Source organism: Flavobacteriales bacterium (assembly GCA_020635795.1).
Lineage (GTDB): Bacteria > Bacteroidota > Bacteroidia > Flavobacteriales_E > Vicingaceae > Vicingus.
On record JACJZD010000001.1, the window covers coordinates 1,603,926 to 1,629,499 of the forward strand.

General features: G+C 33.5%; 25 protein-coding genes. 21 read left to right on the plus strand and 4 right to left on the minus strand.

Going from position 1 to position 25,574, the window contains the following annotated elements; all coding sequences use genetic code 11:
* The first annotated feature begins 19 nt into the window (after positions 1–19).
* From nadB to H6589_07145, 10 genes are all read left to right on the plus strand, one after another.
* Positions 20–1,639: an L-aspartate oxidase gene (gene nadB / locus H6589_07100; GenBank protein ID MCB9174358.1), complete on the plus strand. Its 1,620-nt coding sequence runs from the start codon at positions 20–22 to the stop codon at positions 1,637–1,639.
* A gap of 63 nt (positions 1,640–1,702) precedes the next feature.
* A complete protein-coding gene (ccoS, locus tag H6589_07105; protein MCB9174359.1) occupies positions 1,703–1,879 on the plus strand; it encodes a cbb3-type cytochrome oxidase assembly protein CcoS in 177 nt (58 codons plus the stop codon).
* Positions 1,880–1,897: 18 nt separating this feature from the next.
* Positions 1,898–4,033 carry a cytochrome-c oxidase, cbb3-type subunit I gene (gene ccoN / locus H6589_07110; protein MCB9174360.1) on the plus strand — a complete coding sequence of 712 codons (2,136 nt, stop codon included), beginning with the start codon at positions 1,898–1,900 and terminating at the stop codon, positions 4,031–4,033.
* A 188-nt stretch (positions 4,034–4,221) separates the two neighbouring features.
* Entirely contained in the window at positions 4,222–4,827 is a 606-nt protein-coding gene (locus H6589_07115) for a c-type cytochrome (GenBank protein MCB9174361.1), read from the plus strand.
* A gap of 114 nt (positions 4,828–4,941) precedes the next feature.
* Entirely contained in the window at positions 4,942–6,357 is a 1,416-nt protein-coding gene (ccoG, locus tag H6589_07120; protein ID MCB9174362.1) for a cytochrome c oxidase accessory protein CcoG, read from the plus strand.
* A gap of 19 nt (positions 6,358–6,376) precedes the next feature.
* Complete coding sequence (locus tag H6589_07125) at positions 6,377–6,814, plus strand: FixH family protein (protein MCB9174363.1); 438 nt, start codon at positions 6,377–6,379, stop codon at positions 6,812–6,814.
* A gap of 3 nt (positions 6,815–6,817) precedes the next feature.
* Positions 6,818–7,522 carry a sulfite exporter TauE/SafE family protein gene (locus H6589_07130; protein ID MCB9174364.1) on the plus strand — a complete coding sequence of 235 codons (705 nt, stop codon included), beginning with the start codon at positions 6,818–6,820 and terminating at the stop codon, positions 7,520–7,522.
* Between the two features lie 82 nt (positions 7,523–7,604).
* The gene (locus H6589_07135) at positions 7,605–8,492 is read left to right on the plus strand and encodes a PHB depolymerase family esterase (GenBank protein ID MCB9174365.1); all 888 of its coding nucleotides are present in this window, start codon (positions 7,605–7,607) and stop codon (positions 8,490–8,492) included.
* Between the two features lie 7 nt (positions 8,493–8,499).
* Positions 8,500–8,982 (plus strand): GNAT family N-acetyltransferase, encoded by a 483-nt coding sequence (locus tag H6589_07140; protein MCB9174366.1) that lies wholly within the window; start codon positions 8,500–8,502, stop codon positions 8,980–8,982.
* Positions 8,983–9,056: 74 nt separating this feature from the next.
* On the plus strand, positions 9,057–9,884 hold the full coding sequence (locus H6589_07145) for a hypothetical protein (GenBank protein ID MCB9174367.1): 828 nt from the start codon (positions 9,057–9,059) through the stop codon (positions 9,882–9,884).
* A gap of 132 nt (positions 9,885–10,016) precedes the next feature.
* On the opposite strand, the gene nth is transcribed toward H6589_07145, so the two are convergent.
* Positions 10,017–10,652 carry an endonuclease III gene (gene nth / locus H6589_07150; GenBank protein MCB9174368.1) on the minus strand — a complete coding sequence of 212 codons (636 nt, stop codon included), beginning with the start codon at positions 10,650–10,652 and terminating at the stop codon, positions 10,017–10,019.
* A gap of 344 nt (positions 10,653–10,996) precedes the next feature.
* Between nth and H6589_07155 the strand changes: the two genes are divergently transcribed.
* The 4 genes from H6589_07155 to H6589_07170 all read left to right on the plus strand — a co-directional run bounded on the left by H6589_07155 (position 10,997) and on the right by H6589_07170 (position 15,583).
* Positions 10,997–12,298 (plus strand): hypothetical protein, encoded by a 1,302-nt coding sequence (locus H6589_07155; GenBank protein ID MCB9174369.1) that lies wholly within the window; start codon positions 10,997–10,999, stop codon positions 12,296–12,298.
* The gene (locus tag H6589_07160) at positions 12,298–13,944 is read left to right on the plus strand and encodes an amidohydrolase (GenBank protein ID MCB9174370.1); all 1,647 of its coding nucleotides are present in this window, start codon (positions 12,298–12,300) and stop codon (positions 13,942–13,944) included. The genes H6589_07155 and H6589_07160 overlap by 1 nt, the downstream gene beginning before the upstream one ends.
* 30 nt (positions 13,945–13,974) lie before the next feature.
* Positions 13,975–14,628 carry a hypothetical protein gene (locus tag H6589_07165; GenBank protein ID MCB9174371.1) on the plus strand — a complete coding sequence of 218 codons (654 nt, stop codon included), beginning with the start codon at positions 13,975–13,977 and terminating at the stop codon, positions 14,626–14,628.
* A 112-nt stretch (positions 14,629–14,740) separates the two neighbouring features.
* A complete protein-coding gene (locus tag H6589_07170; GenBank protein ID MCB9174372.1) occupies positions 14,741–15,583 on the plus strand; it encodes a T9SS type A sorting domain-containing protein in 843 nt (280 codons plus the stop codon).
* Positions 15,584–15,587: 4 nt separating this feature from the next.
* Here the strand turns inward: H6589_07170 and nusB are convergent, their stop codons facing one another.
* Both nusB and H6589_07180 read right to left on the minus strand, forming a co-directional pair.
* Positions 15,588–16,541: a transcription antitermination factor NusB gene (nusB, locus tag H6589_07175; GenBank protein ID MCB9174373.1), complete on the minus strand. Its 954-nt coding sequence runs from the start codon at positions 16,539–16,541 to the stop codon at positions 15,588–15,590.
* 63 nt (positions 16,542–16,604) lie between these two features.
* A complete protein-coding gene (locus H6589_07180) occupies positions 16,605–17,699 on the minus strand; it encodes a Glu/Leu/Phe/Val dehydrogenase (GenBank protein ID MCB9174374.1) in 1,095 nt (364 codons plus the stop codon).
* A 138-nt stretch (positions 17,700–17,837) separates the two neighbouring features.
* On the opposite strand from H6589_07180, the gene H6589_07185 reads away from it, so the two are divergent.
* The 4 genes from H6589_07185 (at position 17,838) to H6589_07200 (ending at position 21,335) form a co-directional block, all read left to right on the plus strand.
* A complete protein-coding gene (locus H6589_07185) occupies positions 17,838–19,640 on the plus strand; it encodes an ABC transporter ATP-binding protein (protein MCB9174375.1) in 1,803 nt (600 codons plus the stop codon).
* A gap of 84 nt (positions 19,641–19,724) precedes the next feature.
* Complete coding sequence (gene rplS / locus H6589_07190; protein MCB9174376.1) at positions 19,725–20,084, plus strand: 50S ribosomal protein L19; 360 nt, start codon at positions 19,725–19,727, stop codon at positions 20,082–20,084.
* A gap of 130 nt (positions 20,085–20,214) precedes the next feature.
* Positions 20,215–20,718, plus strand: coding sequence for an OmpA family protein (locus H6589_07195; GenBank protein ID MCB9174377.1), 504 nt, complete (start codon positions 20,215–20,217; stop codon positions 20,716–20,718).
* Between the two features lie 95 nt (positions 20,719–20,813).
* Positions 20,814–21,335 (plus strand): transposase, encoded by a 522-nt coding sequence (locus H6589_07200; GenBank protein ID MCB9174378.1) that lies wholly within the window; start codon positions 20,814–20,816, stop codon positions 21,333–21,335.
* Between the two features lie 41 nt (positions 21,336–21,376).
* Here H6589_07200 and H6589_07205 read toward each other — a convergent pair whose 3' ends face one another.
* Positions 21,377–22,612 (minus strand): competence/damage-inducible protein A, encoded by a 1,236-nt coding sequence (locus H6589_07205; protein MCB9174379.1) that lies wholly within the window; start codon positions 22,610–22,612, stop codon positions 21,377–21,379.
* 92 nt (positions 22,613–22,704) lie between these two features.
* On the opposite strand from H6589_07205, the gene H6589_07210 reads away from it, so the two are divergent.
* The 3 genes from H6589_07210 (at position 22,705) to H6589_07220 (ending at position 25,506) form a co-directional block, all read left to right on the plus strand.
* Positions 22,705–23,415, plus strand: coding sequence for a DUF4197 domain-containing protein (locus H6589_07210; protein ID MCB9174380.1), 711 nt, complete (start codon positions 22,705–22,707; stop codon positions 23,413–23,415).
* A 61-nt stretch (positions 23,416–23,476) separates the two neighbouring features.
* Positions 23,477–24,025: an NUDIX hydrolase gene (locus H6589_07215; protein MCB9174381.1), complete on the plus strand. Its 549-nt coding sequence runs from the start codon at positions 23,477–23,479 to the stop codon at positions 24,023–24,025.
* A 5-nt stretch (positions 24,026–24,030) separates the two neighbouring features.
* Positions 24,031–25,506: a hypothetical protein gene (locus tag H6589_07220; protein MCB9174382.1), complete on the plus strand. Its 1,476-nt coding sequence runs from the start codon at positions 24,031–24,033 to the stop codon at positions 25,504–25,506.
* Positions 25,507–25,574 lie beyond the last annotated feature (68 nt).

A 25,574-nucleotide genomic window follows, 5' to 3' on the forward strand; every position in this document is an offset into this window, starting at 1 on the left:
TTAAACTTTATAAACTAAAATGACTCTAACCACTTACCACTCACCACTAACTACCGACTTCCTCGTAATAGGCTCTGGTATTGCTGGTTTAAGTTATGCGTATAAAGTTGCAGAACATTTTAGGTTACAAAATAAACCCGTAAGTGTTACCATTATTACCAAAGTAAATGAAGATGAAAGCAACACCAAATATGCCCAAGGTGGTATTGCTGCTGTAACTAAACAAACCGATTCGTTCGAAAACCATATTAAAGATACGTTGATTGCAGGTGATGGTTTATGTAATGAAGAAGTTGTTCGGACTGTTGTGGAAGAGGCTCCAGAACGAATTCAAGAATTAATTGAATGGGGAACGAATTTTGACAAAAACAACCAAGGTGAATACGATTTAGCCAAAGAAGGTGGTCATTCCGATAATAGAATTTTACATTTTAAAGATTTAACCGGGAACGAAATTGAACGAGCATTAATCCATCAGGTAGAAAACCACCCCTACATCAACATTTTAAGTCATCATTTTGCTATTGATATTATTACACAACATCATTTAGGAGTTAAAGTTACTCGACAAACAGAAGACAAGGAATGTTATGGTGCTTACGTGTTAAACCGAAAAACCAACGAAATTCATACCTTATTAGCTAAAATAACCTTGTTAGCTACGGGAGGTATTGGTCAAGCTTATACCAACACCACCAACCCAACTGTTGCAACAGGCGATGGTATAGCTATGGCATATCGAGCAAAAGCCCTTATCGACAATATGGAGTTTGTACAGTTTCATCCTACGGCGTTGTACAATCCTTCCGACAATCCTTCTTTTTTAATCTCCGAAGCTGTTCGTGGTGCTGGAGGAATTTTACGCAATCATTTGGGTGAAGCTTTTATGGAACAATACGATGTAAGAAAAGATTTAGCTCCTCGTGATGTGGTGGCTCGTTCTATTGATGCAGAAATGAAAAAACATGGTAAAAAGCATGTCTATTTAGATACCACTCATATCGACAAAGCTTTTTTACTCGACCACTTCCCTACTATATACAACAAATGTCTTTCTATAGGAATTGACATTTCCAAGAAACTAATCCCCGTTGTACCTGCTGCACATTATTTATGCGGAGGAATTCGTGTTGATTTAAATGCAAAATCATCTATAATTAACCTGTATGCTTCTGGCGAATGTGCTTCAACTGGTTTACATGGTGCTAACCGTTTAGCCTCAAACTCTTTATTAGAAGCACTTGTTTTTTCACATCGAGCCTTTTTAAGTGGAATAACCGAAATTCATAACATCACTTTTAAAAGTGGAATACCTGATTGGAATGATGAAGGAACAGTTGTACAAAACGAACAAATACTAGTTTCACAAACCAAAACAGAATTACAAACCATTTTAAGCGATTATGTTGGTATTGTGAGGTCTAACGAACGATTAGAGAGGGCATTATCTCGATTAAAGTTGATACTACATGAGTCTGAAAATTTGTATGAAAAATCAAAAATTACCGTAGCCATTTGCGAATTACGAAATTTAAGAAGCATTGCCTATTTAATTACAAAAGCAGCCAAAGAGCAAAAAACCAATGTAGGCTTGCATTTCAACTCCGACAATAAATCATTCTGTCAAAAAACATTTTAAAGACTGATATTCGTCATAAATAATATGTTGTATAACATATTATCTTTGGAGAAACTAATAAACATGAGCGTTTTATTCATATTAATCATCATAAGTCTAGTTGTTGCGGCTAGTTTCCTTATCGCTTTTATTTGGTCAGTAAAGAATGGTCAGTATGAAGATGGTTATACGCCATCGGTTAGAATGCTTTTTGATGATGAATTATCCAGTAGCAATAAAAACAAAGAAAATAATAAGTAAAACTAAAAAAGAAAAAAAATGTCAGAGCAAATTGAAAAATTCTATTACGATAATAAAATCGTAAAAATGTTTGCCTATGCCACAGGTCTTTGGGGTATAGTCGGGATGTTGGTTGGATTGCTAGTAGCCTTCCAAATTTATATTCCTTGGATGAACTTCGATCTTGAATTTACCACCTTTGGTAGAACAAGACCATTACACACCAATGCAGTAATTTTTGCATTTGTAGGTAACGGAATTTTTACAGGAGTTTATTACTCACTTCAGCGATTATTAAAAGCAAGGATGTGGAGTGATAAATTAAGTTTAATAAACTTTTGGGGTTGGCAATTAATTATTGTAGCTGCAGCTGTTACTCTTTTAGCTGGTTTTACAACTGGTAAAGAATATGCCGAATTAGAATGGCCTATTGATATAGCCATTGCAGGTATTTGGGTGGTATTTGGGTGGAACATGTTTGCAACCATTTTAACCAGAAGAGAACGACATTTGTATGTTGCTATTTGGTTTTACATTGCTACGTTTGTTACTGTAGCTGTTCTACACATTGTAAATTCTTTCGAATATCCTGTAAGCTTTATGAAAAGTTACTCTTGGTACGCTGGTGTTCAAGATGCATTAGTACAATGGTGGTACGGACACAATGCAGTTGCATTTTTCTTAACTACCCCTTATTTAGGTTTAATGTACTACTTTGTACCAAAAGCTATTAAACGACCTGTTTATTCTTATAAGTTATCAATTATTCACTTTTGGGCTTTAATTTTCCTATATATTTGGGCGGGCCCTCACCATTTATTATATACTTCGTTACCAGAGTGGGCTCAAACATTAGGCGTTGTATTCTCTGTAATGTTAATTGCTCCATCGTGGGGTGGTATGATAAACGGTTTATTAACCATGCGTGGTGCTTGGGACAAAGTTAGAGATAGCGCAGTATTAAAATTCTTTGTTGTGGCAATTACCGCTTATGGTATGTCAACTTTTGAAGGCCCAATGTTATCTTTAAAAAGCGTTAACGCAATTAGCCACTATACCGATTGGACAATTGCTCACGTTCATATTGGAGCTTTAGGTTGGAACGGATTTTTAACTTTTGGTATGTTGTACTGGTTAATCCCACGTATGTTTAACACCAAATTGTATTCCGAAAAACTTGCCAATGCTCATTTCTGGATTGGAACAATAGGTATCTTATTCTATGCCATACCAATGTACTGGGCAGGGTTTACACAGTATTTAATGTGGCAAGAATTTACTCCTGACGGATTTTTAGCATACCCTAACTTTTTAGAAACTGTTACTCAAATTATACCTATGTATGCAATGAGAAGTATAGGTGGAACATTATATTTTGTAGGTTCTTTAATGTTAGCTTACAACTTAATTAAAACGGTTAAAGCTGGTAATTTTGTGGCAAACGAAGAAGCTGAAGCTCCTGCATTGTTAAAAGACCATGCCTTTACACACAACGAACACTGGCACAGAGTTATTGAACGTAAACCAGTTCGTTTATTAATATTTGCGCTTATCGCTATTTTAATTGGTGGTGCAGTTGAAATGATACCTACATTCTTGGTAAAATCAAACGTTCCAACTATAGAAGCGGTTAAACCATACACTCCTTTGGAATTACAAGGTAGAGACATCTACATTAAGGAAGGTTGTTATAACTGCCACTCTCAAATGATTCGTCCGTTTAGACATGAAACCGAACGATTTGGCGATTATTCTAAATCAGGTGAATTTGTTTACGATCATCCATTCCAATGGGGTTCAAAACGAACAGGTCCAGATTTAGCACGTGAAGGTTCAAAAAAACTACGTAAATCTCATTCGTGGCATTACAATCACATGCAAAATCCAACTTCTATGTCACCAGGTTCTGTTATGCCTCGTTACCCATGGTTATTGGTTAAAGAAATTGACGTAAAAAGCACCACTTCTAAATTAGCTGTAATGCAGAAATTGGGGGTTCCTTATACCGACGAAGAAATTAAAAACGGTAAAAAAGCTTTAGAATCTCAAGCAGAACAAATTGCTGCTGAATTAAGAGATCAAGGAATTAAGGAAGCTGATGCTAAAAAAGAAATCATTGCTTTAATTGCTTACTTACAGCGATTAGGTACTGATGTTGAAAAAACTGCAGAATAATTGATATGCTAAAATTTGTAAAACATACCATGGATACTATATCGGGAATAGAAATATTTCCGATAATATCCCTTGTTATCTTTTTTACCTTTTTTATGGGACTTTTGCTTTGGGTAAAAAAATCAGATAAAACGTATATCAATCATGTAAAAAATCTTCCGTTTGAAGATGATAATAATTAGAATTTAATGATAAAAGATATGGACTACAAAAACGAAAAAACAGAAATAATAGAAGAGTTAGACAAAAACCTTCTAGATCACGATTATGATGGAATAGTTGAGTTGGATAACTCTCTTCCTCCTTGGTGGGTGTATATGTTCTACGGAACAATAATTTTTGCAATAGCATACAGTGTTTACTTTTTTGCTTACGATGGTTTCTCTCAAAAGGAAGAATTAGCAAGAGAAATGGAAGCTGCTCAAACACAAATAGCTAAATTTCAAGAAGAAAATGGCGCCAGTGTTGATGAAAATACTGTAACGCTATTAAGCGATGCCACTGCATTAACCGATGGAAAAGCTATTTACGACAAAAACTGTGTGGCTTGCCACGCTGCAAATGGTGGCGGGGGTGTTGGCCCAAATTTAACTGATGGTTATTCAATACATGGAAATACCATTAACAATCTTTTTAAAGTAATTAAATTTGGAGTTCCAGAGAAAGGAATGATTCCTTGGGAAAGCCAACTTAAACCAGAACAAATACAAAACGTAGCAAGCTACATTTTAACAGAGTTCGCTAACAAAAACGTAGAAGGCGGTAAAGAACCTCAGGGTGAGGAAATTAAATAGTAATTCATCTACTGTATAACTTTTATTGTCATGTTGAGCCTGTCGAAACATTTTATCTTTTATTAAAAGATTCTTCGACGAGCTCAGAATGACGTTTGAAGTTTTTATTCTAAAATGGAAGAAAAACAAAAATATCAACGAGACGAATCATTTAGAAATAAAATAACTACTGTAAACGAAGATGGTGGTAGAAAATGGTTGTATCCAAAAAAACCAAAAGGAAAATTTACCAATTACCGTTCTTATTTAAGTTATTTTTTACTTGTTATACTCTTTGCTATACCTTGGATTAAAATCGACGGTGAACCTTTTTTAATGTTCAACATTGTTACCAGAAAATTTGTATTGTTTGGTCAGGTATTTTGGCCTCAAGATTTCCACATTTTTGGATTAATAATGATAAGCATGGTCGTTTTTATTGTGCTGTTTACCAGTGTTTATGGTCGTGTTTTTTGTGGTTGGATTTGCCCTCAAACCATATTTATGGAAATGGTTTACCGTAAAATTGAGTATTTGATTGATGGCGATTACAAAGAACAACAACGCTTAAAAAAACAAAAATGGGATTTGGAAAAAATTGGGCGACGAGGTTTTAAATACACCTTGTTTTATGTTATCGCATTAATTATTTCTCATACTTTTTTGGCGTACATCATTGGTTCTGATGAGTTAATTAAAATTCAAACCTCACCTATTCGTGAACATATCGGAGGTTTTTTTGCTATAATTGGATTTAGTTGGGTGTTCTTTTTTGTTTTTGCCTGGTTCCGAGAACAAGTATGTTTAATTGTTTGTCCTTACGGCAGATTACAGGGTGTAATGTTAGACAGGAATTCATTAGTTGTAGCATACGATTACATTCGTGGCGAAGGCAGAGCTAAGTTTAGAAAAGGCGAAAACCGTAAAGAAACAGGAAAGGGCGACTGTATTGATTGTAACCAATGTGTAAACGTTTGCCCCACTGGAATTGACATTAGAAACGGAACTCAACTAGAATGTATAAACTGCACCGCTTGTATGGATGCTTGCGATTTTATGATGGAAAGCACCTATCAGCCTAAAGGTTTGATTAGAATTGATTCTGAAAATGCAATTGCAGAAAACAAGCGTGTTAAGTTTAGTTTTAGATCAAAAGCTTATACTGTTGTTTTAATAATTTTAATTGTATTTATAGGTTTCTTATTTAAACTTCGTGGTGGTGTAGAAACTTCAATTTTAAGAACACCTGGTGTAATGTACCAAGAAACTGAAAATGGTTTTATCAGTAATTTATACAACGTTAAAGTGGTAAATAAATCTGGAGATGCGTTGGACTTAACCTTTAAATTAATCAATTACAACGGTGAAATAAAAATGGTTGGACAAGATAATTTAGTGGTGAAAAAAGGCGAAAGCAACCAACAAGCCTTTTTTGTTGAAATAGCTAAAAATGAATTAACTGATAAAAACACCGAACTTACTATTGGCATTTACAATCACGGAGAATTAATAGAGCAAGAAAAAACCTCTTTTAACGGACCTGTTCGTTAACTTTGAAAAAAATCTACTTATGAAATTGAATTGGGGTGTATTTGCTTTTTCGTTGTTTGGAGTTTTTGTGGTGTTTATGTTAACACTGGTTTATTTTGCCACAAAACAAAACAATGAACTAGTAACAGACAACTACTACGAAAAGGAACTGGAGTTTAAAGAGGTGATGATTAAGAAACAAAATGCATCAAAACTCACCGAGCAAGTTACCTTTAACATCACTAACGAAAATATTGAAGTCCTTTTTCCTAAAGAGATTACCGAGCAAATTTCTGGCAAAATGTTTTTTTACAAACCGTCAAATGAGCAATCCGACAAAGTATTTGATATTAAGCTAATCAATCATTCTCAACAAATTCCTTTACAACCATTTCAAAAAGGAATGTACCACGTAAAAATTGATTGGAAAGCTAATAATACTGACTATTTTAACGAAATATCTATTGTAATTCCATAACAAATGGAACACTTTTTTACGGCATTTAGCATTGGTTTTATTGGGAGTTTACATTGCATTGGAATGTGTGGCCCTATTGCGTTAGCCTTGCCATTGGGCAATAAATCTGTTCTTTCAAAAACCACTAATGGCTTGATTTACAATGCTGGGCGAATAATTACCTATTCTTTATTGGGCTTATTTTTTGGCTTTTTTGGTGAGCGATTAGCAGTGGCTTCCACCCAACAATTAATTTCTATTGCAATAGGTAGCCTTTTTATAATGGCAGTTTTTATTCCTAAAAAATTAATCAACAACATTAACCCTACAAGTTTTATTGGTAAATACATTGCCTTGGTTAAAGTCAGCCTTGGTAAGTTTATCCAAAACCAATCGATACTAGGCAAATTAAGTGTTGGTTTATTAAACGGTCTCCTGCCCTGCGGATTGGTTTATGCTGCCATTGGAGGTTCAATAGCTACAGGAAGTTTAGTTGATGGAATGTGGTTTATGGCTGCCTTTGGATTAGGTACTTTGCCCATGATGTTTTCAGTTTATTTTTTATCCTCCTCGGTTAGTTTAACATTACGGAATAACATCAAAAAATTAGTTCCAGTTTTCTTAATTCTGTTGGGTAGCTTATTCATTCTACGTGGTTTAAACTTGGGCATTCCGTATTTAAGTCCAAAAATAAATGTTGCCCGACCATTTGTTCAGGATTGTGATTAATACAATCTCAAGTCTACTTCGTTAATATTAAACCCAGTCAATAAAAATCATACTTTTGAGTATAATCATTTGTTAATGTATAATGCTGAAACACTTTTTGTTAATTATATATCTTTTTACCAATTTATATAGCTCTGCACAGCATTTGTTAACTCAAATAGAAGATTTTGGGATAAACAAAGGTAACCTTAAAATGTATGCTTACATTCCAAACAACCTTGAAAGTGTTGAAAAAATACCTTTAGTTTTTGTGCTACATGGGTGTACACAATCAGCAGAACAAATAAGCAATGAAACTGGTTGGAATAAACTAGCCGACAGCCTTAAATTTATTGTGGTTTATCCTGAACAACGACAAATAAACAATGCTACAAAATGTTTTAATTTTTTTATAGGCTTTAAAGCAAAAAAGGATAAAGGAGAAGTCGCGTCTATCAAACAAATGATAGATTATTGCTTTACCAATTATAATATTGACAGTTCTATGGTTTTTATTACTGGAATGTCGGCTGGTGGAGGAATGAGCAATGCTCTGCTCAATGCTTACCCAACATTGTTTAATGCAGGAGCGTTGTTTGCTGCCCCATCTAATTTGTTTGAACACAACACAGACTCGCCAGAAAAACAACCTCGTATAGTAATTATCCAAGGAAATGATGACCAAATTGTTCCAAAAAAGAATAGTGATGCACTTATCTCTCATTGGTTAATTAAACATCAACTTGATTCGACAAGTGTTGAAGAAATACCAAATTATTTGGAAAACCCTTTACTAAAAGCCCAATTTTATTCCAATAAAAATAAAGAAGTGAAAATTATTAGCATTTTGGCAAACGATGTAAAACACAAATTGTTAATTCATTCAGGGGAAGCCATAAACGAAGGTGGTGTAATGGATTATCATACACAAGATATTAATTTCCACTCTACGTATTGGGTTGCCACATTTTTTGGTTTAACAACTAACTAATTTAACAATGAATTTAACCATTAGAGAAATAACCCAAAACGACAATCAAGTTATTTCAACTATTATAAAATCTACTTTAACCGAATTTAAAGCCAACAAACCTGGCACGGTTTATTTCGACCCAACAACCGATCATTTATTCGAACTGTTTCAAAAAGAAAACGCTATGTATTTTGTAGCAGAATTAAACGGTAAAATTGTTGGCGGCTGCGGCATATATCCTACCCAAAACTTACCAAACGGTTGTTCCGAGTTAGTGAAATTTTACTTAACCACTTCTGCTCGAGGAAAAGGCATTGGAAAAGCCTTAATGCTAAAATGTTTTGAAAAAGCAAAAGAATTGGGTTACCAACAGTTGTATTTAGAATCGATGCCTGAATTAGCTATTGCTGTGGGTATGTACCAAAAATTAGGTTTTGAATTTATTACTAAACCATTAGGTAACTCGGGGCATTTTGGTTGCGACATTTGGATGGTGAAAAATTTATAATGGTTATATTTGATAGAAATTTATAATGCGTATAAAGTGCACATGCACTTTATACGCATGTTAGTGGCAATTTTATGAAGAGACTGTTTATTATATTATTCGTTGGACTTTTGACAAGTTGTTCCAACACGACAAACAAGGTTGACTCTACATCGGTTGACGCAAATTACTTTGCTTATTATGCGGACTTTGGCCCTTCATTTATGCCGTCTTGCAGAATTTCAATTATCAGAAAGGACAAAATCGGACAAATAAAATTGACTGTCTACAATTTCAGAGACACATCAAGAACTTTGAGAATTAACTATGCAGACAGCGTAGAATTAACAGAATCCGACTTCAAATATTTTTTCAATACCCTTGACACCATTTCATTAATGAAAATGAAATCAGACAGTTCAATGGGTTTTGACGGAATTGGTGTTCACAATACATGCTACCAGGACTCTATCAAGAATTCTTTTTACTTTTGGTCACCAAACAAAGGAAGTAAAGAGCATAAGATTGTTGAGGCTGTAATTGGACTTTCACGACAGAAATTTACAGCTATGAAGTATCAAGAGTATTTTGAATCATTAGAACAATACTTTGACTTCGGACTTCCTTGTAAAAAAATCAGCGACAACCCATATGAAGTAAGAATCTATGGTAGCCTTTCATCAAATGAAGAAAAAGAATTAAATAAATTCATAAATGAACTACCTTCTGACAGACCTATCTTAATCGACATGACAAACTTTGAAGGTATGGGAACAATGTATTATCCATTATTCAAAAGTTTAATAACTCGAAACAATAAAATTGTTTGGGCGACAAGATATAAACAGCAATTAAAGGAAATTGGAGTGGACACCTCTAAAATTGCAGCGGACATTGAAACTGCAAGACAATGGATGAAATAAAAACTGCCACTAACACGGGTTTTGCGTTAGTGGGCGGACAGTGCGGATAGAAACATTTGAACAATTAATAAACGTTGGTGCTGGCAGACAGTTTTCGGTTTCAAAAGCCCACCAACGCAAAGCCCGAAACCGTTAAACCTTCCCAAACGATTTACAAAAACTGATAATCTCACAGATTGAGCATTTGGGTTTTCGAGCCACACAAACATACCTGCCGTGCAATATTAACCAATGGTGAGCAACATGTATCACCTCTTCGGGTAAATTCTTCGTCAACTGTTTTTCTGCCGCTAACGGTGTTTTGGCATTAGTGGTTAGTCCTAACCGATTGGCTACCCTAAACACATGCGTATCTACCGCCATTACAGGTTTATTGTAAATAACACTAGCAATAACATTAGCTGTTTTCCGCCCCACTCCAGGTAATTTTTGTAAATCATCCACATCACTCGGAACTATGCTGTTAAACTCGCTCACCAACAATTTGCCCATACCTACTAAATGCTTGGCTTTGTTGTTTGGGTAACTAATGCTCTTAATGTATTCAAAAACTTCCTCAACATCAGCTTCTGCCAGTTCTTGAGGACTTGTAAATCTTCTAAACAAATCTTTGGTAACAATGTTTACGCGCTTGTCGGTACATTGAGCCGATAAAATAACCGCTACCAACAATTCAAATGGATTGGTATATTCAAGTTCAGTTTCGGCAGTTGGGTTTGCCTTACTAAAATGTTCAACAAATAATTGGTAACGTTCTTTTGTAGTCATGCTCAAAATTAATTTAAAACCGTGTAATAAATAAATTAATAGCCAGTAAACTGATAACCACATAGAAACATAGGTACAATTATACCTCAAGCACAAATGAGTATTCACATAGTATTTCGTCAAAGACGAAATAAACTATTGTTTTACTAAATAACGTAAGTGCGTTACGCATATAGTAATCAACGCCCATTTTTCTTCTATTCAATTTGACAAGTTCAGAATGGTGGTTTATGGAGAAACATTAAAAACCTATGTCTCTATGTGGTAAAAAAGAACTGATACGAAATAGTTTACTTAATTTGTAGATTCATCAAAATAAAAATACTTTTAAAAAAAATTTATTCTTGGACATTATTTTAACCATACTCTATTTTAGCATTTTCTGTTTTGTTATTTTAAAAAGTAAGTTTTTTAACGATGATGAATTGTCTAAAAAATGGTTTTTGTCGGCCTTTGCATTAAAATTTTTGTTTAGCATTATATTAACATTAATATACACCTACTACTACACCGACCGCAATACATCCGATATTTACAAGTATTTTGATGATAGTAAAATAATGTTTGATGCGTTAAAAAACAAGCCGCTCGATTATGTAAAAATGATGTGTGGGTTTGATAACGACTCTGCCTATTTTGACGAACATTATTACCGAAAAATGATTTTCTGGTATCGTGCATTTAACAGTAATTTATTTAGTGATAGTCACATCATTATCCGTTTTAATGCTTTTATTCATTTGTTTTCGTTTGGGCATTTTTATGTGCACAATGTGTTTATCAACTTTATATCCTTATTAGGGTTAACAGCACTTTTTAAGTTTTTTAAACCCTTTTTTAAGAATAATTCCAAAGTTTTATTTTATGCCATTTTCTTCATTCCTTCGGTATTGTTTTGGGGTTCTGGCTTATTAAAAGAAGGCTTGATTTTATTTGGTCTTGGAACTTTACTCTTAACGATTCAACAAGGTTTTATTAAATTCAAATGGTACCACATTTTATTTATTGTAATAGCTATCGTTATTTTACTTTACACCAAATTGTATGTTTTGGCAGCACTGTCTACTCCAATGTTAGCTTATCTTATCTATAAAAAAATACCCGACAAGCCCTTTTTAAGTTTCGTTTACGCTTTTGGTAGCTTAATGGCTATGGTTTCTGCTATCGTGTTGTTTACCAAAAAATACAGTCCTTTCGATATTATTATTGATAAACATGGAGAGTTTATGCGATATGTTCAGCATTTTCCAACCAACAGCAGTTTTGATTTACCCCAATTAACCAATTGGGTTTCAATTATAAAATATACTCCAAATGCGTGGCTAAACACTTTTATTCGACCATATTTATGGGAATCGTATTCGCCCTTTGTACTAATGAGTTCGCTAGAAAACTTATTGTTTATTGGTTTATTTGTACTCGTACTAGCGTTTCCAAAAAAGGGCAATAAAGAATGGTTTTATATTCTGTTTTGTTTGGTATTTGTATTTACGTTATTTACCATTATTGGATTAATGATACCTATTTTTGGAGCGTTGGTTAGATATAAAGTACCAGCATTACCATTTTTAGCTATTGCACTTTTAATGCTTATTGATTTTGACAAACTAAAATCGAAATACCCATTTTTAACTAAATTTTTATAATGAAATTCTCCTTATCTATTTTTATAGCCCTAACTATTGTTTTGATTGGTTGCGGTGAAACTCCTAAAATTGATTTAATCGTTCACAACGCCAAGATTTATACCGTTAACGAATCGTTTGACGTGGTAGAAGCCATCGCCATTGACAAAGGGAAAATCATCGCTGTGGGTGCTGAAAACGAAATTAAAAATAAATACTTGGCTAAAGAATACCTTGATGCCAAACAAATGAATGTATACCCTGGTTTTATTGATGCTCATTGCCATTTATACAATTACGCTGCGTTACTGCAAGAGTTAGATTTAACTGGTACAAGTTCTTTCAATCAAGTCTTAAACAAAATCGAAACGTATAGTAAAACGAATACTTTTGAATGGATTTTAGGTAGAGGTTGGGATCAAAACGATTGGGATAAAAAAGAATTTCCAAACAAAGAAAAATTAGATGAGCTTTTTCCAAATACACCAATCTTCTTAGTTCGTATAGATGGACATGCTGCTTTAGTAAACCAAAAAGCACTGGATTTAGCTCAAATTAGCACTAATACTGTTATAAAAGGTGGTATTATTGAACAAAAAAACAATCAATTAACAGGTATATTATTAGATAACGCTGTTGATTCATTAAAAAAAGCGATTCCAGTAAAGGATAAAAAATTGCTATCAGAACAACTTTTAGCAGCACAAAAAAACCTCTTCAAAGTTGGGTTAACTACCATTGATGAAGCAGGTTTAGAAAAGGAGCAAATCGACTTACTTGACGAATTGCAACAATCCAATAAAATGAAGCTAAAAATTTATGCTATGATTAGCTCATCGGAAGAATTACTTGAATACTACTTAAAAAAAGGACCTTACAAGACAGAGCGTTTAAATGTTTCGTCGTTTAAATTTTATGCCGATGGTGCTTTAGGTTCTAGAGGTGCTTGTTTATTAAAACCGTATAGTGATATTCATACATACAACCATTATGGTTTATTGATAAATGAAAGAGCATATTTTGAAAAATACGCTCCATTACTTTACGAAAAAGGTTTTCAAATGAACACACATTGCATTGGCGATTCTGCCAATGAAATGGTTTTATCTGTTTACGCAAGTGTTTTAAAAACCACCAACGATAAACGCTGGAGGATTGAACACGCTCAAGTTTTAGATCCTAGTCATTACGAATTGTATAGAAATTATACCATTATACCATCGGTACAACCTACCCATGCAACTTCTGATATGTATTGGGCAGAAGACCGAGTGGGTAGCGAACGCATCAAGCATGCTTACGCGTACCAACAATTGTTGTTGCAAAACGGTTTAATCGCACTTGGAACAGATTTTCCTATCGAAGGTATCAACCCCATCAATACTTTTTATGCTGCTGTTGCTCGTAAAGATGCTAAAGGTTACCCTGAAGGTGGTTTCCAAATAGAAAATGGCTTATCTCGCCAAGAAGCACTAAAAGGAATGACCATTTGGGCAGCACTTTCTAATTTAGAGGAGAATGAAAAAGGTAGTTTGGAAATAGGCAAATTTGCCGACTTTGTTATTACTGACAAAGACATTATGAAAGTAAAAGAAAATGAGCTTTTAAGCACCAAAGTGCAATACACCTACATTAATGGCGAAAAAGTGTATTCGGCAGAAAATTAATTAGTTACTTTTGCCAAAAAACTACTATTAATGATTAATTACTTCAAAACAGTAATTTACATTTTAACCTTTCTGTCGTCTAGCGTATTGTTTGCTCAAAAAATTACTCCTTTTGATACATGGAACAGTAACGATTTAAGAATGGCAAATTCTGCCAAAGAACTGAAAGAACTTTCCTTCCAAGAAAAAAAAGTCATTTTTTACATCAATTTAGCACGTATAAACGGTTCTTTGTTTGTCGATACTTACTTAAAAGATTACATGGACGATGTGAAAATTCCTAAAAACAAGTATTACAAATCGTTGGTAAAAACCCTAAAAGAACAGCCTCGTTTACCTATACTAGAACCTCACGATGAATTGTTTAAAGAAGCCGTAAATCACGCTAAAGAGATGGGTAAGTTAGGCAAAAAAGGACATCGCTCGGGTGAATACGAAAGTTTTGCTGAACGAATAAAATCGATGAAAACCAACTTCAAAAAAGTAAAAGAAAGTAATCAATATGGTTTCCCTGATGCCTTGTCTATTGTGGTTGATTTATTGATAGACGATGAGCAAGAAAGTTTACGTCATCGTAGAATGTTATTAGACCCCGAACTCATTTATATTGGAGTTGGAATTCGTGCTCACAAAAAATACATGATTAATACGGCTATTTTATTTGGTGCAGAAATAATAAATTAACCCTTTTTTGCACAAAACTACCAAAAAAGTGACCGTTCAAAAGATAAATTGAACATTTGTTGTTTTACAGAACATTCCAATATAATTTTGAGTTATAATTAATCTCATTACTATGAAAAAATTTATAATTCTTATAACTCTTATTACCATCAGTCATTTTGGTTTTTCACAAATGACTACTATTTATGAAGGCGGGGCAAATACTTTTGACTCACTTTATACTGGTCTTCCTGCTTCAGCGACTGCAAGTACTGCAGGTCATAATTGGCCAAATCCAGACACATTATTGCATAGTATAAATTTTTTTAATGATGGGAATTATGGTACTGGAGTTATATTCAAAAATTGGGGAAAATCTTTGTATCAACTTTATAGAAGTATTCCAGAAATAGCTAACTACGGCTATATTAATTACTACATAAATTACACAATATCTAACCCCAATGCACTTCTATCAATTTTAAGCTCTGATTCTATGGCGTTGAATTCCCATGCTATACTAAATGATATAACAAATAGTGAATTATGTGGAAATGTAGTTTCAATTTCCCCTCAAAATATGATACCTATAGCTGATACCAATTATTTTCAAGATTCTGTTATTAAATTACAAGTTCATATGCCTGCTCACTTTGATTCTTTGTATATAGACATTACTTATTTTAGAGTTGATGTTGACCTTTCAAGCTACATGATGTTTGCAACTGATGTTAAAGAACAAACAGCAATAGATGAATTTAGCCTTTTTGCCAGTAATAAAAATATTAACATATCTACTTCTTCAAACAATCCTTATCAGGTAAATGTTTTTAATATTAATGGTCAAGAAATTTACCAAGGGAGTAAAAATGGAAATTCAACCATACCATTAGAAACCAATAGTAACGGAATCTATTTGGTTAGAATAGTTGATAGTCAAGGAAAAATGATTAGTAAAAAAGTGTATTTGAATTAAGAGACTAATTCTCCAACAAGCCTCTTCCTATTTTTTTAAGTTCACCACTTGCTTTAAGCTCAAGTACCAACTTATCTAATATACCGTTTACAAACACCTTGCTGTTTGGCGTGCTAAACCATTTGGCCAAATCAATGTATTCGTTAAGGGTTACTTTTACAGGTACCGCTTTAAAATGAAGCAATTCAGTCAATGCCATTTTCATTAAAATAATATCTACAATGGCAATACGTTCAACATCCCAATTTTTGGTTTTGTCGCCAATTAATTTAGAGTTTTTATCGTCGTCGTTAATGGTTTTTTTAAATAAATCCTTTACCATTTTCACATCTTCATCCATATCGGTATAAAGACTTAAAATAGGTTCAAATTCGGTAGATTTTGATGTGAATCGTTTAATTGATTTAATAACCATACTCAGCACAAAGTCAATTTCGTCAAATCCCCAAAAAATGCTTTTGTCTTGTAACTCTGCCAACATCAACTCATGTTCTGGAATTACTTTTTTATAAATGTCAACTACAAATTTTTGATCTTCTTCAAAAGTGGTTTCCCTTGTACTCATGTAAGTAGTAAAAACCTCATGTTGACGTAAAAACACTAAAAATTTTGAAATCAATTCTTGGTCGGCAGCCCAAGAAATTTTCTTTTCCTTTAATTGTTTATTCAATGCCGAATTTTCAGCTAAAAGCTTAAGTACAGCATTGTTAACGAATTTTAAATTTGGATTTAAATCGTTTTCGGTAGGTAATCTTTTGGTTTTTAATTCCTCAATTTTTAATTCCGATTGATGAACCAACTCTCTACCAATGGCTAAAAAGAAGATATACAAATCGTACATTCTTTCAAGACTTAAAAAAAGTTCATTTTCTGCTTTATTCACATTTTTATCTTCCGACTGAAAATATGCGTACAACGCTTGAAATGTCTTTACTCTTAAATATCTTCTGCTAATCATTTTATTTTTTTCAAAGGTTAGGCATTGATTCGTTAACCAAGCCTTTATTACTCCATTTTTGTATTAAAATTTCGTCTTTATTTTTGCTATTGCTTCAATTCTTTCTTCAGCCATACGGTTAGCAATAGCATAAGTAGGTATGTTATTTTCTTTTGATCGTTTTAAAATATTTGCTGTGGTATTGTAAATATCTTCAGCTTTAGCCATTGCCCAAGCTTCTGTTAAATCAGCAACTTCCGCATAACAATTGATAACCCCACCAGCATTAATCATAAAATCAGGTGCATAAATCAACCCTTTTTCCATTACAATTTTACCGTGAACATCTTCTTGTTTTAATTGATTGTTTGCTGCACCAGCAATAATCGAACATTTTAAACGGCTCAACGTATCATCATTCAATGTTGCTCCTAAAGCACATGGGGCATAAATATCTACATCTAAATCGTAAATAGCATTAATACCAACAACTTCAGCCTTGTATTTTGCTGCAACTCTTTTTAATGCTTCCTCATTAATATCTGTAATGTAAACTTTTGCACCTTCATCGGTTAAATGTTTAACTAAATATTCGCCAACATGTCCAATTCCTTGAACAGCCACTTTTTTTCCTGCTAACGAATCAGAACCAAATTGCTCTTTTGCACAAGCTTTCATACCCATATAAACACCAAAGGCAGTAACTGGCGATGGGTCTCCACTTTTACCTGGTAAACCTGCAACGTGATTGGTTTCCATGTTTACCCAAGTCATGTCTTGTGGCGAAATACCCACATCTTCTGCAGTAATGTATTTTCCTGATAAAGAATTTACGAATTTTCCAAATCTTCTAAACAAAGCTTCGTTTTTTTGAGTTTTAGAATCGCCAATAATTACGGCTTTTCCACCACCTAAATTTAAACCAGCCAACGCATTTTTGTAGGTCATTCCTCTCGATAATCTTAACACATCAGTTACAGCTTCTGCCTCTGTAGCATAATTCCACATACGTGTACCACCTAAAGCTGGACCGCAAACTGTATTGTGTACTGCTATAATTGCTTTTAAACCAGTAGCTTGGTCTTGACAAAAAACCACTTGCTCGTGGTCGTAAACCGACATATCTGTTAACACTGTATTTACAGCTGTTTTAGGTTGATTTTCCAAAATTGTTGACATTCTATAAAGATTTATAAATTCTAATTAAAGATACTTACTTTTGCAAAGTTCTAATTTCTGTGGGCAAAAATAATCTTTATTCATTGATTTGTTAAAGATATTCGACAAAAAATAGAAACACACCAACTAGTACCATAAATGAAATCGTTAAAGCATCTAAATAAATATTTATTCAAGTACAAATACCGTTTGTTACTTGGAACTATTTTTATTGTTTTATCGAACATTTTCGCACTATATCCTGCACAAATTATTCGTGAAACGTTTAATTTGGTAGAAACCAAACTATCGGGTAAAGCAATTGCAAGCACGAGTTTTATTGGCGATTTTTTTCAAAGTTTAAGTTTTGGAAAAGCCATTTTAGCATTTGGTATTGTGGTTTTTGTTTTGGCTATTATCAAAGGAATTTTTATGTTTTTTACTCGTCAAACCATCATTATTATGTCGCGTTTGATTGAGTTTGATTTAAAAAACGAAATTTTTAACCACTTTCAGCTACTCGATACTTCGTTCTACAAAGAAAACAATACGGGCGACATCATGAATCGAATTAGTGAAGATGTGAGCAAAGTAAGAATGTATATCGGTCCCGGAATTATGTATAGTGTTAACCTTATCACCCTTTTTGCATTGGTTATTCCAGTAATGTTTTCCATCAATGTTAAACTAACACTTTATTCGCTAACCCCCTTACCTATTCTATCGTTTATTATTTATTACGTGAGTAGTCGAATAAATAAACAAAGCGAAAAAGTACAAGCCAAACTATCTGACATTACTACGCTTTCGCAAGAGACCTATTCAGGCATTCGTATCATAAAATCGTTTGTGAAAGAGAAATTGTTCGTTAACAAACTATACGACGAAAACGAAGAATACCTAAAAAGTTCGATGCATTTAGTGAGAACTAATGCAGTATTTTTCCCAGTAATGATGTTGTTAATTGGTTTGAGCACCATTTTTACGATTTACATTGGCGGTATTGAATACATTAACGGAAATGTAACGTTGGGTAATATTTTAGAGTTTGTTTTTTACATTAACATGCTAACTTGGCCAGTTACTGCTATAGGGTGGGTAACCTCTATTGTGCAACGCGCAGCAGCATCGCAAACCAGAATAAACGAGTTTTTAGATACCAAACCAAAAATTGAAAACCCTACCGAAAAACATTTTGACTATTCGGGCAACATTGTGTTTAAAAATGCTTCGTTTACCTATCCCGAATCGGGTATAAATGCCTTAAAAAATGTTTCGTTTGAAGTTAAACAAGGTGAAACACTAGCGATAGTCGGTAGAACGGGTTCTGGAAAATCGTCTATCATCAATTTAATTTTACGAAAATACGATGTTACCAGTGGATCTATTTTTATTGATGATGAAAACATACAGCAACTCAATTTAAATGAGTTACGAGAAAACATTGGCTATGTACCACAAGAAGTATTTTTGTTTTCGGATAGTATTGAAAACAACATTGCTTTTGGTTACAAAAACGGTTTGCCCCACAAAGCAGTAATTGAAGAAGCTGCAAAAAATGCTGCCATTTATAGCAACATTATTGAGTTTCCGAATGGTTTTAAAACCCGAATTGGTGAACGTGGAGTAACTTTATCGGGTGGACAAAAACAACGAATTTCTATTGCTCGAGCCATTATTAAAGAACCTAAAATATTGATTTTCGACGATTGTTTATCGGCGGTAGATACCGAAACTGAAGACATTATTTTAGAAAATTTAGAACGCATTATGAAAGACAAAACTTCGTTAATTGTGAGCCACAGAGTTTCGTCGGTAAAAAATGCCGATAAAATTTTGGTGATTGAAAATGGAGAAATTATTGAAACTGGAACACACCAAAGCTTACTAGACTTGGGTAAAACCTATTATACCATGTACCAAAATCAATTGTTGGAAATGGACAAACAAAAAGTAGAATAAATATTTTAAAAATTGTTTGATAACTAATTATTAATGTATAAATTTGCAGCCCTTTTAAAAGGAAATATTTAATACTAAAGAAGCATGGAAGCGATAAAATTTGTAGAAAACGACTTGTCACCAATAAATGAATTCCCAGCATTTAAAGCAGGAGATACTATTATTGTATATTATAAAATTAAAGAGGGTGCTAAAGAAAGAATCCAACATTTTCAAGGTGTTGTATTACAAAGAAAAAACTCAGGAGCTAATGAAACCTTTACTATTAGAAAAATGTCTGGTAACATTGGTGTAGAAAGAGTTTTTCCATTGGCTTCTCCAATGTTAGATAAAATTGAAGTAGTTAAACACGGTCACGTTAAACGTGCTAGAATTTTCTACTTGAGAGATTTAACTGGTAAATCTGCTCGTATTAAAGAGAAAAAAAGAGTTGCTACAAAGTAATCTCCACAATTACAAAAAAAAGAGGCTAACCAAATGGTTAGCCTCTTTTTTTTGTAATCATTTTAATCTCTTAAAAAGAAACTTTATTCTTTTTCAATTATGTATTATATTTGGATACAATATACTTTTTATGAAAAAATTATTTTACATACTATTAACAATAATTATTTCAAAATCTGTTTTTTCACAATCTGATAAAGTATTTAATTATTCTGATACTATATTTTCTATTAACTCTATACACCGTCTAGATTTAAATTATGATTATAACGGTGGACGAGTAATAAAAGATTCCCTAGGAACAGCTGAATTAAATGAACTTGCAAAGTTCTTAATAAACAACCCTAACCTTTATTGCCACTTAGAAAACCATACCGACCATAGGGGGTCAGATAAATACAATTTAAAACTTTCTGAATATAGGGCTCAAAGTGTTGTTTTTGAATTAATCACAAATTATAACATTGATTCCACAAAAGTAAAAGCTATTGGATTTGGAGAATCTAATCCAATTGTAAATATGTTATTTATTGAACAAATGAAGTTGCAAAATGAAGATGAATGCATTCGTGAAGGGGTTTATTTAGTTAATAGAAGAACTCAATTACGAATAATTGACATTAAACAACATTAAACGACTCTCCCTTTTGTCGCCTTTGTTTGTGTCCCACAAACAAAAAGTAAACTTGATTATTTATATCTATTCCATCATTTTTTTACATTTGGAATATGGAACTAAACAAACTTTATTTCTACACAGCTACAATACTCGATTGGAAACAATTGTTAAGTTTCGACAAGTATAAAGACTACATCATAAACAGCTTAAAATATTTAGTAGATAACAAGAAAATAGCTTTGTATGGTTTTGTAATAATGCCCAATCATATCCATATCATTTGGGAATTACTAGAGTTAAACGGTAAAGAATTACCTCATGTTAGTTTTATGAAATATACCAGCCACTTGATATTAAAAGATTTACAAACCAATAACCCTAAATTATTAAGTGAATTTAAGGTAAATTTAGAGACGAGAACCCACCAGTTTTGGCAAAGAGACGCTTTACCTGTCCACTTATATACTCCCGAAGTTATTTATCAAAAACTGGATTATATTCATAATAATCCGTTACAAGATAAGTGGATGTTAGTGGAATTAGCTACTGACTATAAATACTCGTCTGCATATTTTTATGAAAACGAAAAGGATGATTTTGGAATACTAACCCACATAAATGAAAGAATCTAATCATTTGTGGGACACAAACGATGGCATAAAAGACAAAAAGGTTAACTAATAACCTCCCTCAACATTCCCAAAGCAGCAATTGTACTACGTTCAATATTAATGCTACGTATTTTACCAAAAGTAAATAACTTGCTTGTTACAGTAGTTTTGGTAGCAACAGCAATCCAAACCGTACCCACAGGTTTTTCAGGTGTACCACCATTTGGTCCAGCAACACCAGAGGTAGCAACAGCATAATCAACTCCATATTTTTGCAACACACCTTTTGCCATTTGTTCTACTACTTGTTGGCTAACAGCACCGTGGTTTTCAATATCGGCAGGGTTTACTCCCAACTCGTTAATTTTAATTTGGTTGGCATAACTTACAACCGAGCCAATAAAATAATCGGAACTCCCCGAAACACTCGTTAACAAATGAGCAACGTAACCACCTGTACAACTTTCGGCAGTAGCCAACGTGGCTTTTTTATTTCGCAACATGTCGCCAATAACTTCCTCTATGTTTCTACCATCAAACGAATAAATGTAGTTGGGTATAATGGCATTTAATTTTGTCACTTGCTCATCAATTTGCTGTTGTACGGCTTTTCTGTCATTGCCTTTTGAGCTTAAACGCAATTTAACCCTACCAGGAGAAGGTAAATAAGCCAGTTTAATGTTTTGAGGTAAGCCATCTTCCCAATCAGCAATAATTTCTGCCAATTTCGATTCAGGCAAACCCTGCGTGTAAATCATTTGGTGTACAATTTCGGGCAACACGTATTTTTGTTTCAACCAAGGTATTACCGTATCGGTAATCATGGCTTTCATCTCAAAAGGCACTCCGGGCATGGCTACCACCACTTTATTTTCTTTTTCAAACCACAAGCCTGGAGCTGTTCCGTGCATATTCCTCACCACTTTACAATTATCAGGAACCAAGGCTTGTTTTTTGTTTCGTTCGTTCATCTCAAAACCACGACCTAAAATCAACCGTTCAATGTCTTGATAAACCGTTTTGTCTTCAACTAATTTTCCACCAAAATATTCGTTTAACACAGGCATCGTTAAATCGTCGTTGGTTGGTCCTAACCCACCCGTAATCAACACCACATCAACATTTTTAATGGAATAATCCACCCTGTTTAAAATATGTTCACGGTTATCGCTAATCGAAACATGTTCGCGAATGGTAAAACCAATTTTATCCAACTCAGTAGCAATCCAATGTGCGTTGGTATTCAACGTCTGTCCAATTAAAAGCTCATCGCCAACAGAAATGATGTCTAAATTCATTATTCAAAATTATGATTTAGAAATTGGTATAAAATACTTCGGCATAAAAAATATGTTTTAATTACATTTGAAAAAATTACATTTTACAACACATGAAAAAAATTACCATAGTAGCCATAACTCTTATTACTTTGGCAGGATGTGCCGAAATGACTTCAGTAATGGAACAAGTGAGTACCGAAATGGGTTCTACAACCCCTAGCTTAACTAACGATGAAGTTATTCGTGGTTTACGAGAGGCTTTAACGGTAGGTACAAACAACTCATCAAGCTTAACTTCAAAACTAGACGGTTTTTATAAAAACCCAGAAATTTTTATTCCTTTTCCTGAAGAAGCCATAAAAGTAAAAAATACTGTGGAAGATCTTGGCATGAAAAAACAAGTGGATGAATTTGTGATGACCTTGAACAGAGCGGCAGAAACTGCTACCAAAGAAGCTGCTCCAATTTTTGTTAATGCCATAAAAGAAATGACCATTGCCGATGGATTTGCTATTTTAAGAGGTAACGATAATGCTGCCACTCAATATTTAAAAGATAAAACAAGTGCCCAACTGAAAGTGAAATTCAACCCTGTTGTAAAAAATGCCATTCAAAAAGTGGAGGTAACAAAATACTGGAACCCAGTAATTAATACATACAACAAAGTACCGTTTGTTGAACCTATGAACCCCAATTTAGAAGATTACATTACAACAAAAGCTATGGACGGTTTGTTTTTAATGATTGAAAAAGAAGAAGCAAAAATTAGAAAAGACCCTTTGGCGCGTGTTACTGATTTATTGAAGAAGGTTTTTCAGTAGACAGTTGTCAGTTCACAGTATATAGTTTACAAAAAACTAAACACGAAACACCATTCACACAATGAAAAACCCTTGGAAAACCAAACATAGTGAATTGAAGTACGAAAATCCTTGGATTAGTGTTACTGAACACCAAGTTGTAAATGCTGCTGGAAATGATGGTATTTATGGAACGGTACATTTTAAAAACATTGCCATTGGCATTATTCCTTTAGATAAAGACAACAATACGTGGTTGGTTGGTCAGTTTAGATACCCATTAAACCAGTACAGTTGGGAAATTTGCGAAGGTGGTGGTAAACACCATGTTGACCCTTTAACTTCTGCAAAACGAGAATTGTTAGAAGAATTGGGTATTAAAGCTGAAAAATGGGAAAAATTACTGGATATGCATTTGAGCAATTCGGTTTCTGACGAAGTTGGAATCATATACATCGCAAAAGACCTCACGTATCACAACCCTGAACCAGAAGAGGACGAAATACTTGAACTTAAGAAAGTTAGCCTTAACGATGCTTACAACATGGTTATGAATGGTGAAATAACCGACAGTCTGAGCGTTGCTGGGATACTAAAAACCAAAATTTTGGTGGATAAAAACCTAATCTAAACCTGATGAAAAATTGGTTGTGGACTGTTGTTATTTTATCGCTTTTTACAGCTACTTTTTTTAATCAACTCAATTTAAATCAACTCCCACAAGAACTTATTCGAGATGGAGAAACAGTAGTAACTTCTGATGATTGGAGTTATTTAGGTCCTGCAACCAATTATTATAAAACAGGGGTTTGGAAAAACAATATACCTGGTAAAATCGCTTATTTTTCCCACACTCCAGGATATGGCTCATTGTATTATTGCTGTTTACTGCTTAACGAAAACCATGCTCTTTTACTCCTTAAAACAATACAAATCATCTTGTTCAGCTTGTCTGTTTATTGTTTATATCACATTGGTTTTAACCTATTAAAAAACGAGCTTATTGCATTTATCATTACTGTAATATATGGGCTCACGCCATTCGCTACAGGTTTTTTATACTATACTTTAACAGAAGGAATAACTCCTGCTTTAACTATTTTTTACCTTTATTTTTTAACCAAAGCTTTTTACCACCAATCGGTAAAACATAAAAATATATTCTTTGGGTTAGCCGCTCTCGTATTTGCTTATTTGTTTGTAACTCGACCTGTTTTAGTGGTGTTTGGTCTACTACTACCGATTGTCATCTATAAATCGTATTCAAAGCCACTAAAAAAAATAATACTGTTAGGTGCAATTGCCTCAAGCTTAATGGTATTATGGCAAATAAGAAATTACAACATTGCAGACAAATACGTGGGTATTTATCCCATTTATTATGCCGATAACAATTCTATTTATAGACCAACATTAGAAAGTTTTTGGGATTTTAATAAATCCTGGGGAGTAGAGGGGCATGTTTATCACTCCTATTCCCTCCCCTTTTGGACTGCTGCAATTAAAGGCGACACATCCATTTCACACATCCATTTCATCATTGATAATTTTCCTAAATATGTGGTAGATTTTTATGGAAAAGATAAACTAACCAATGTTTTTAGAAATTATCAAAAAGCTATTCTTGTACAAAAACAATACTACGACAAAGGGATTCCTATGCCCGAATACAAAATACCTGAAGAGCAGCTTGTGGTAAATCAATTTAAAGCATTAACTACTGAGTTTAAAAACGAATTCTGGTTTCAATATCACGTTATTTCTCCTTTAAAAGTTTTTAAAGTCATGGCTTTTCACTCTAATCTCTCGCCTTATTTATTTCAGGTTACTTTACGAGGAAATATCATAATGGAATTTTTCCGTTTGTTATTTTTTAGCCTTCATGTATTATGTTTTTTAGCGTTGTTACTAAATATTATTTGTTTCAAGTGGAACACTGATTTTCTTAACAGCCTATTTTTACCCACTTTTATTTATGTTTTATTTTTGTGTTATTTCCAGCGCGGAATAGAGGAACGCTACACCCTTCCTTTAATACCCATACTACTCATTGCTCTTTTTAACATCATTCTACTCTCTAAAGCATTTTTAAACCAAAAAAAGTGTTTATAAAAAGTACGATTACTGCTTAAAATCATGTTTTTTTTAAGACTTTATTTGGTAACTTCGTTGGCATTAAA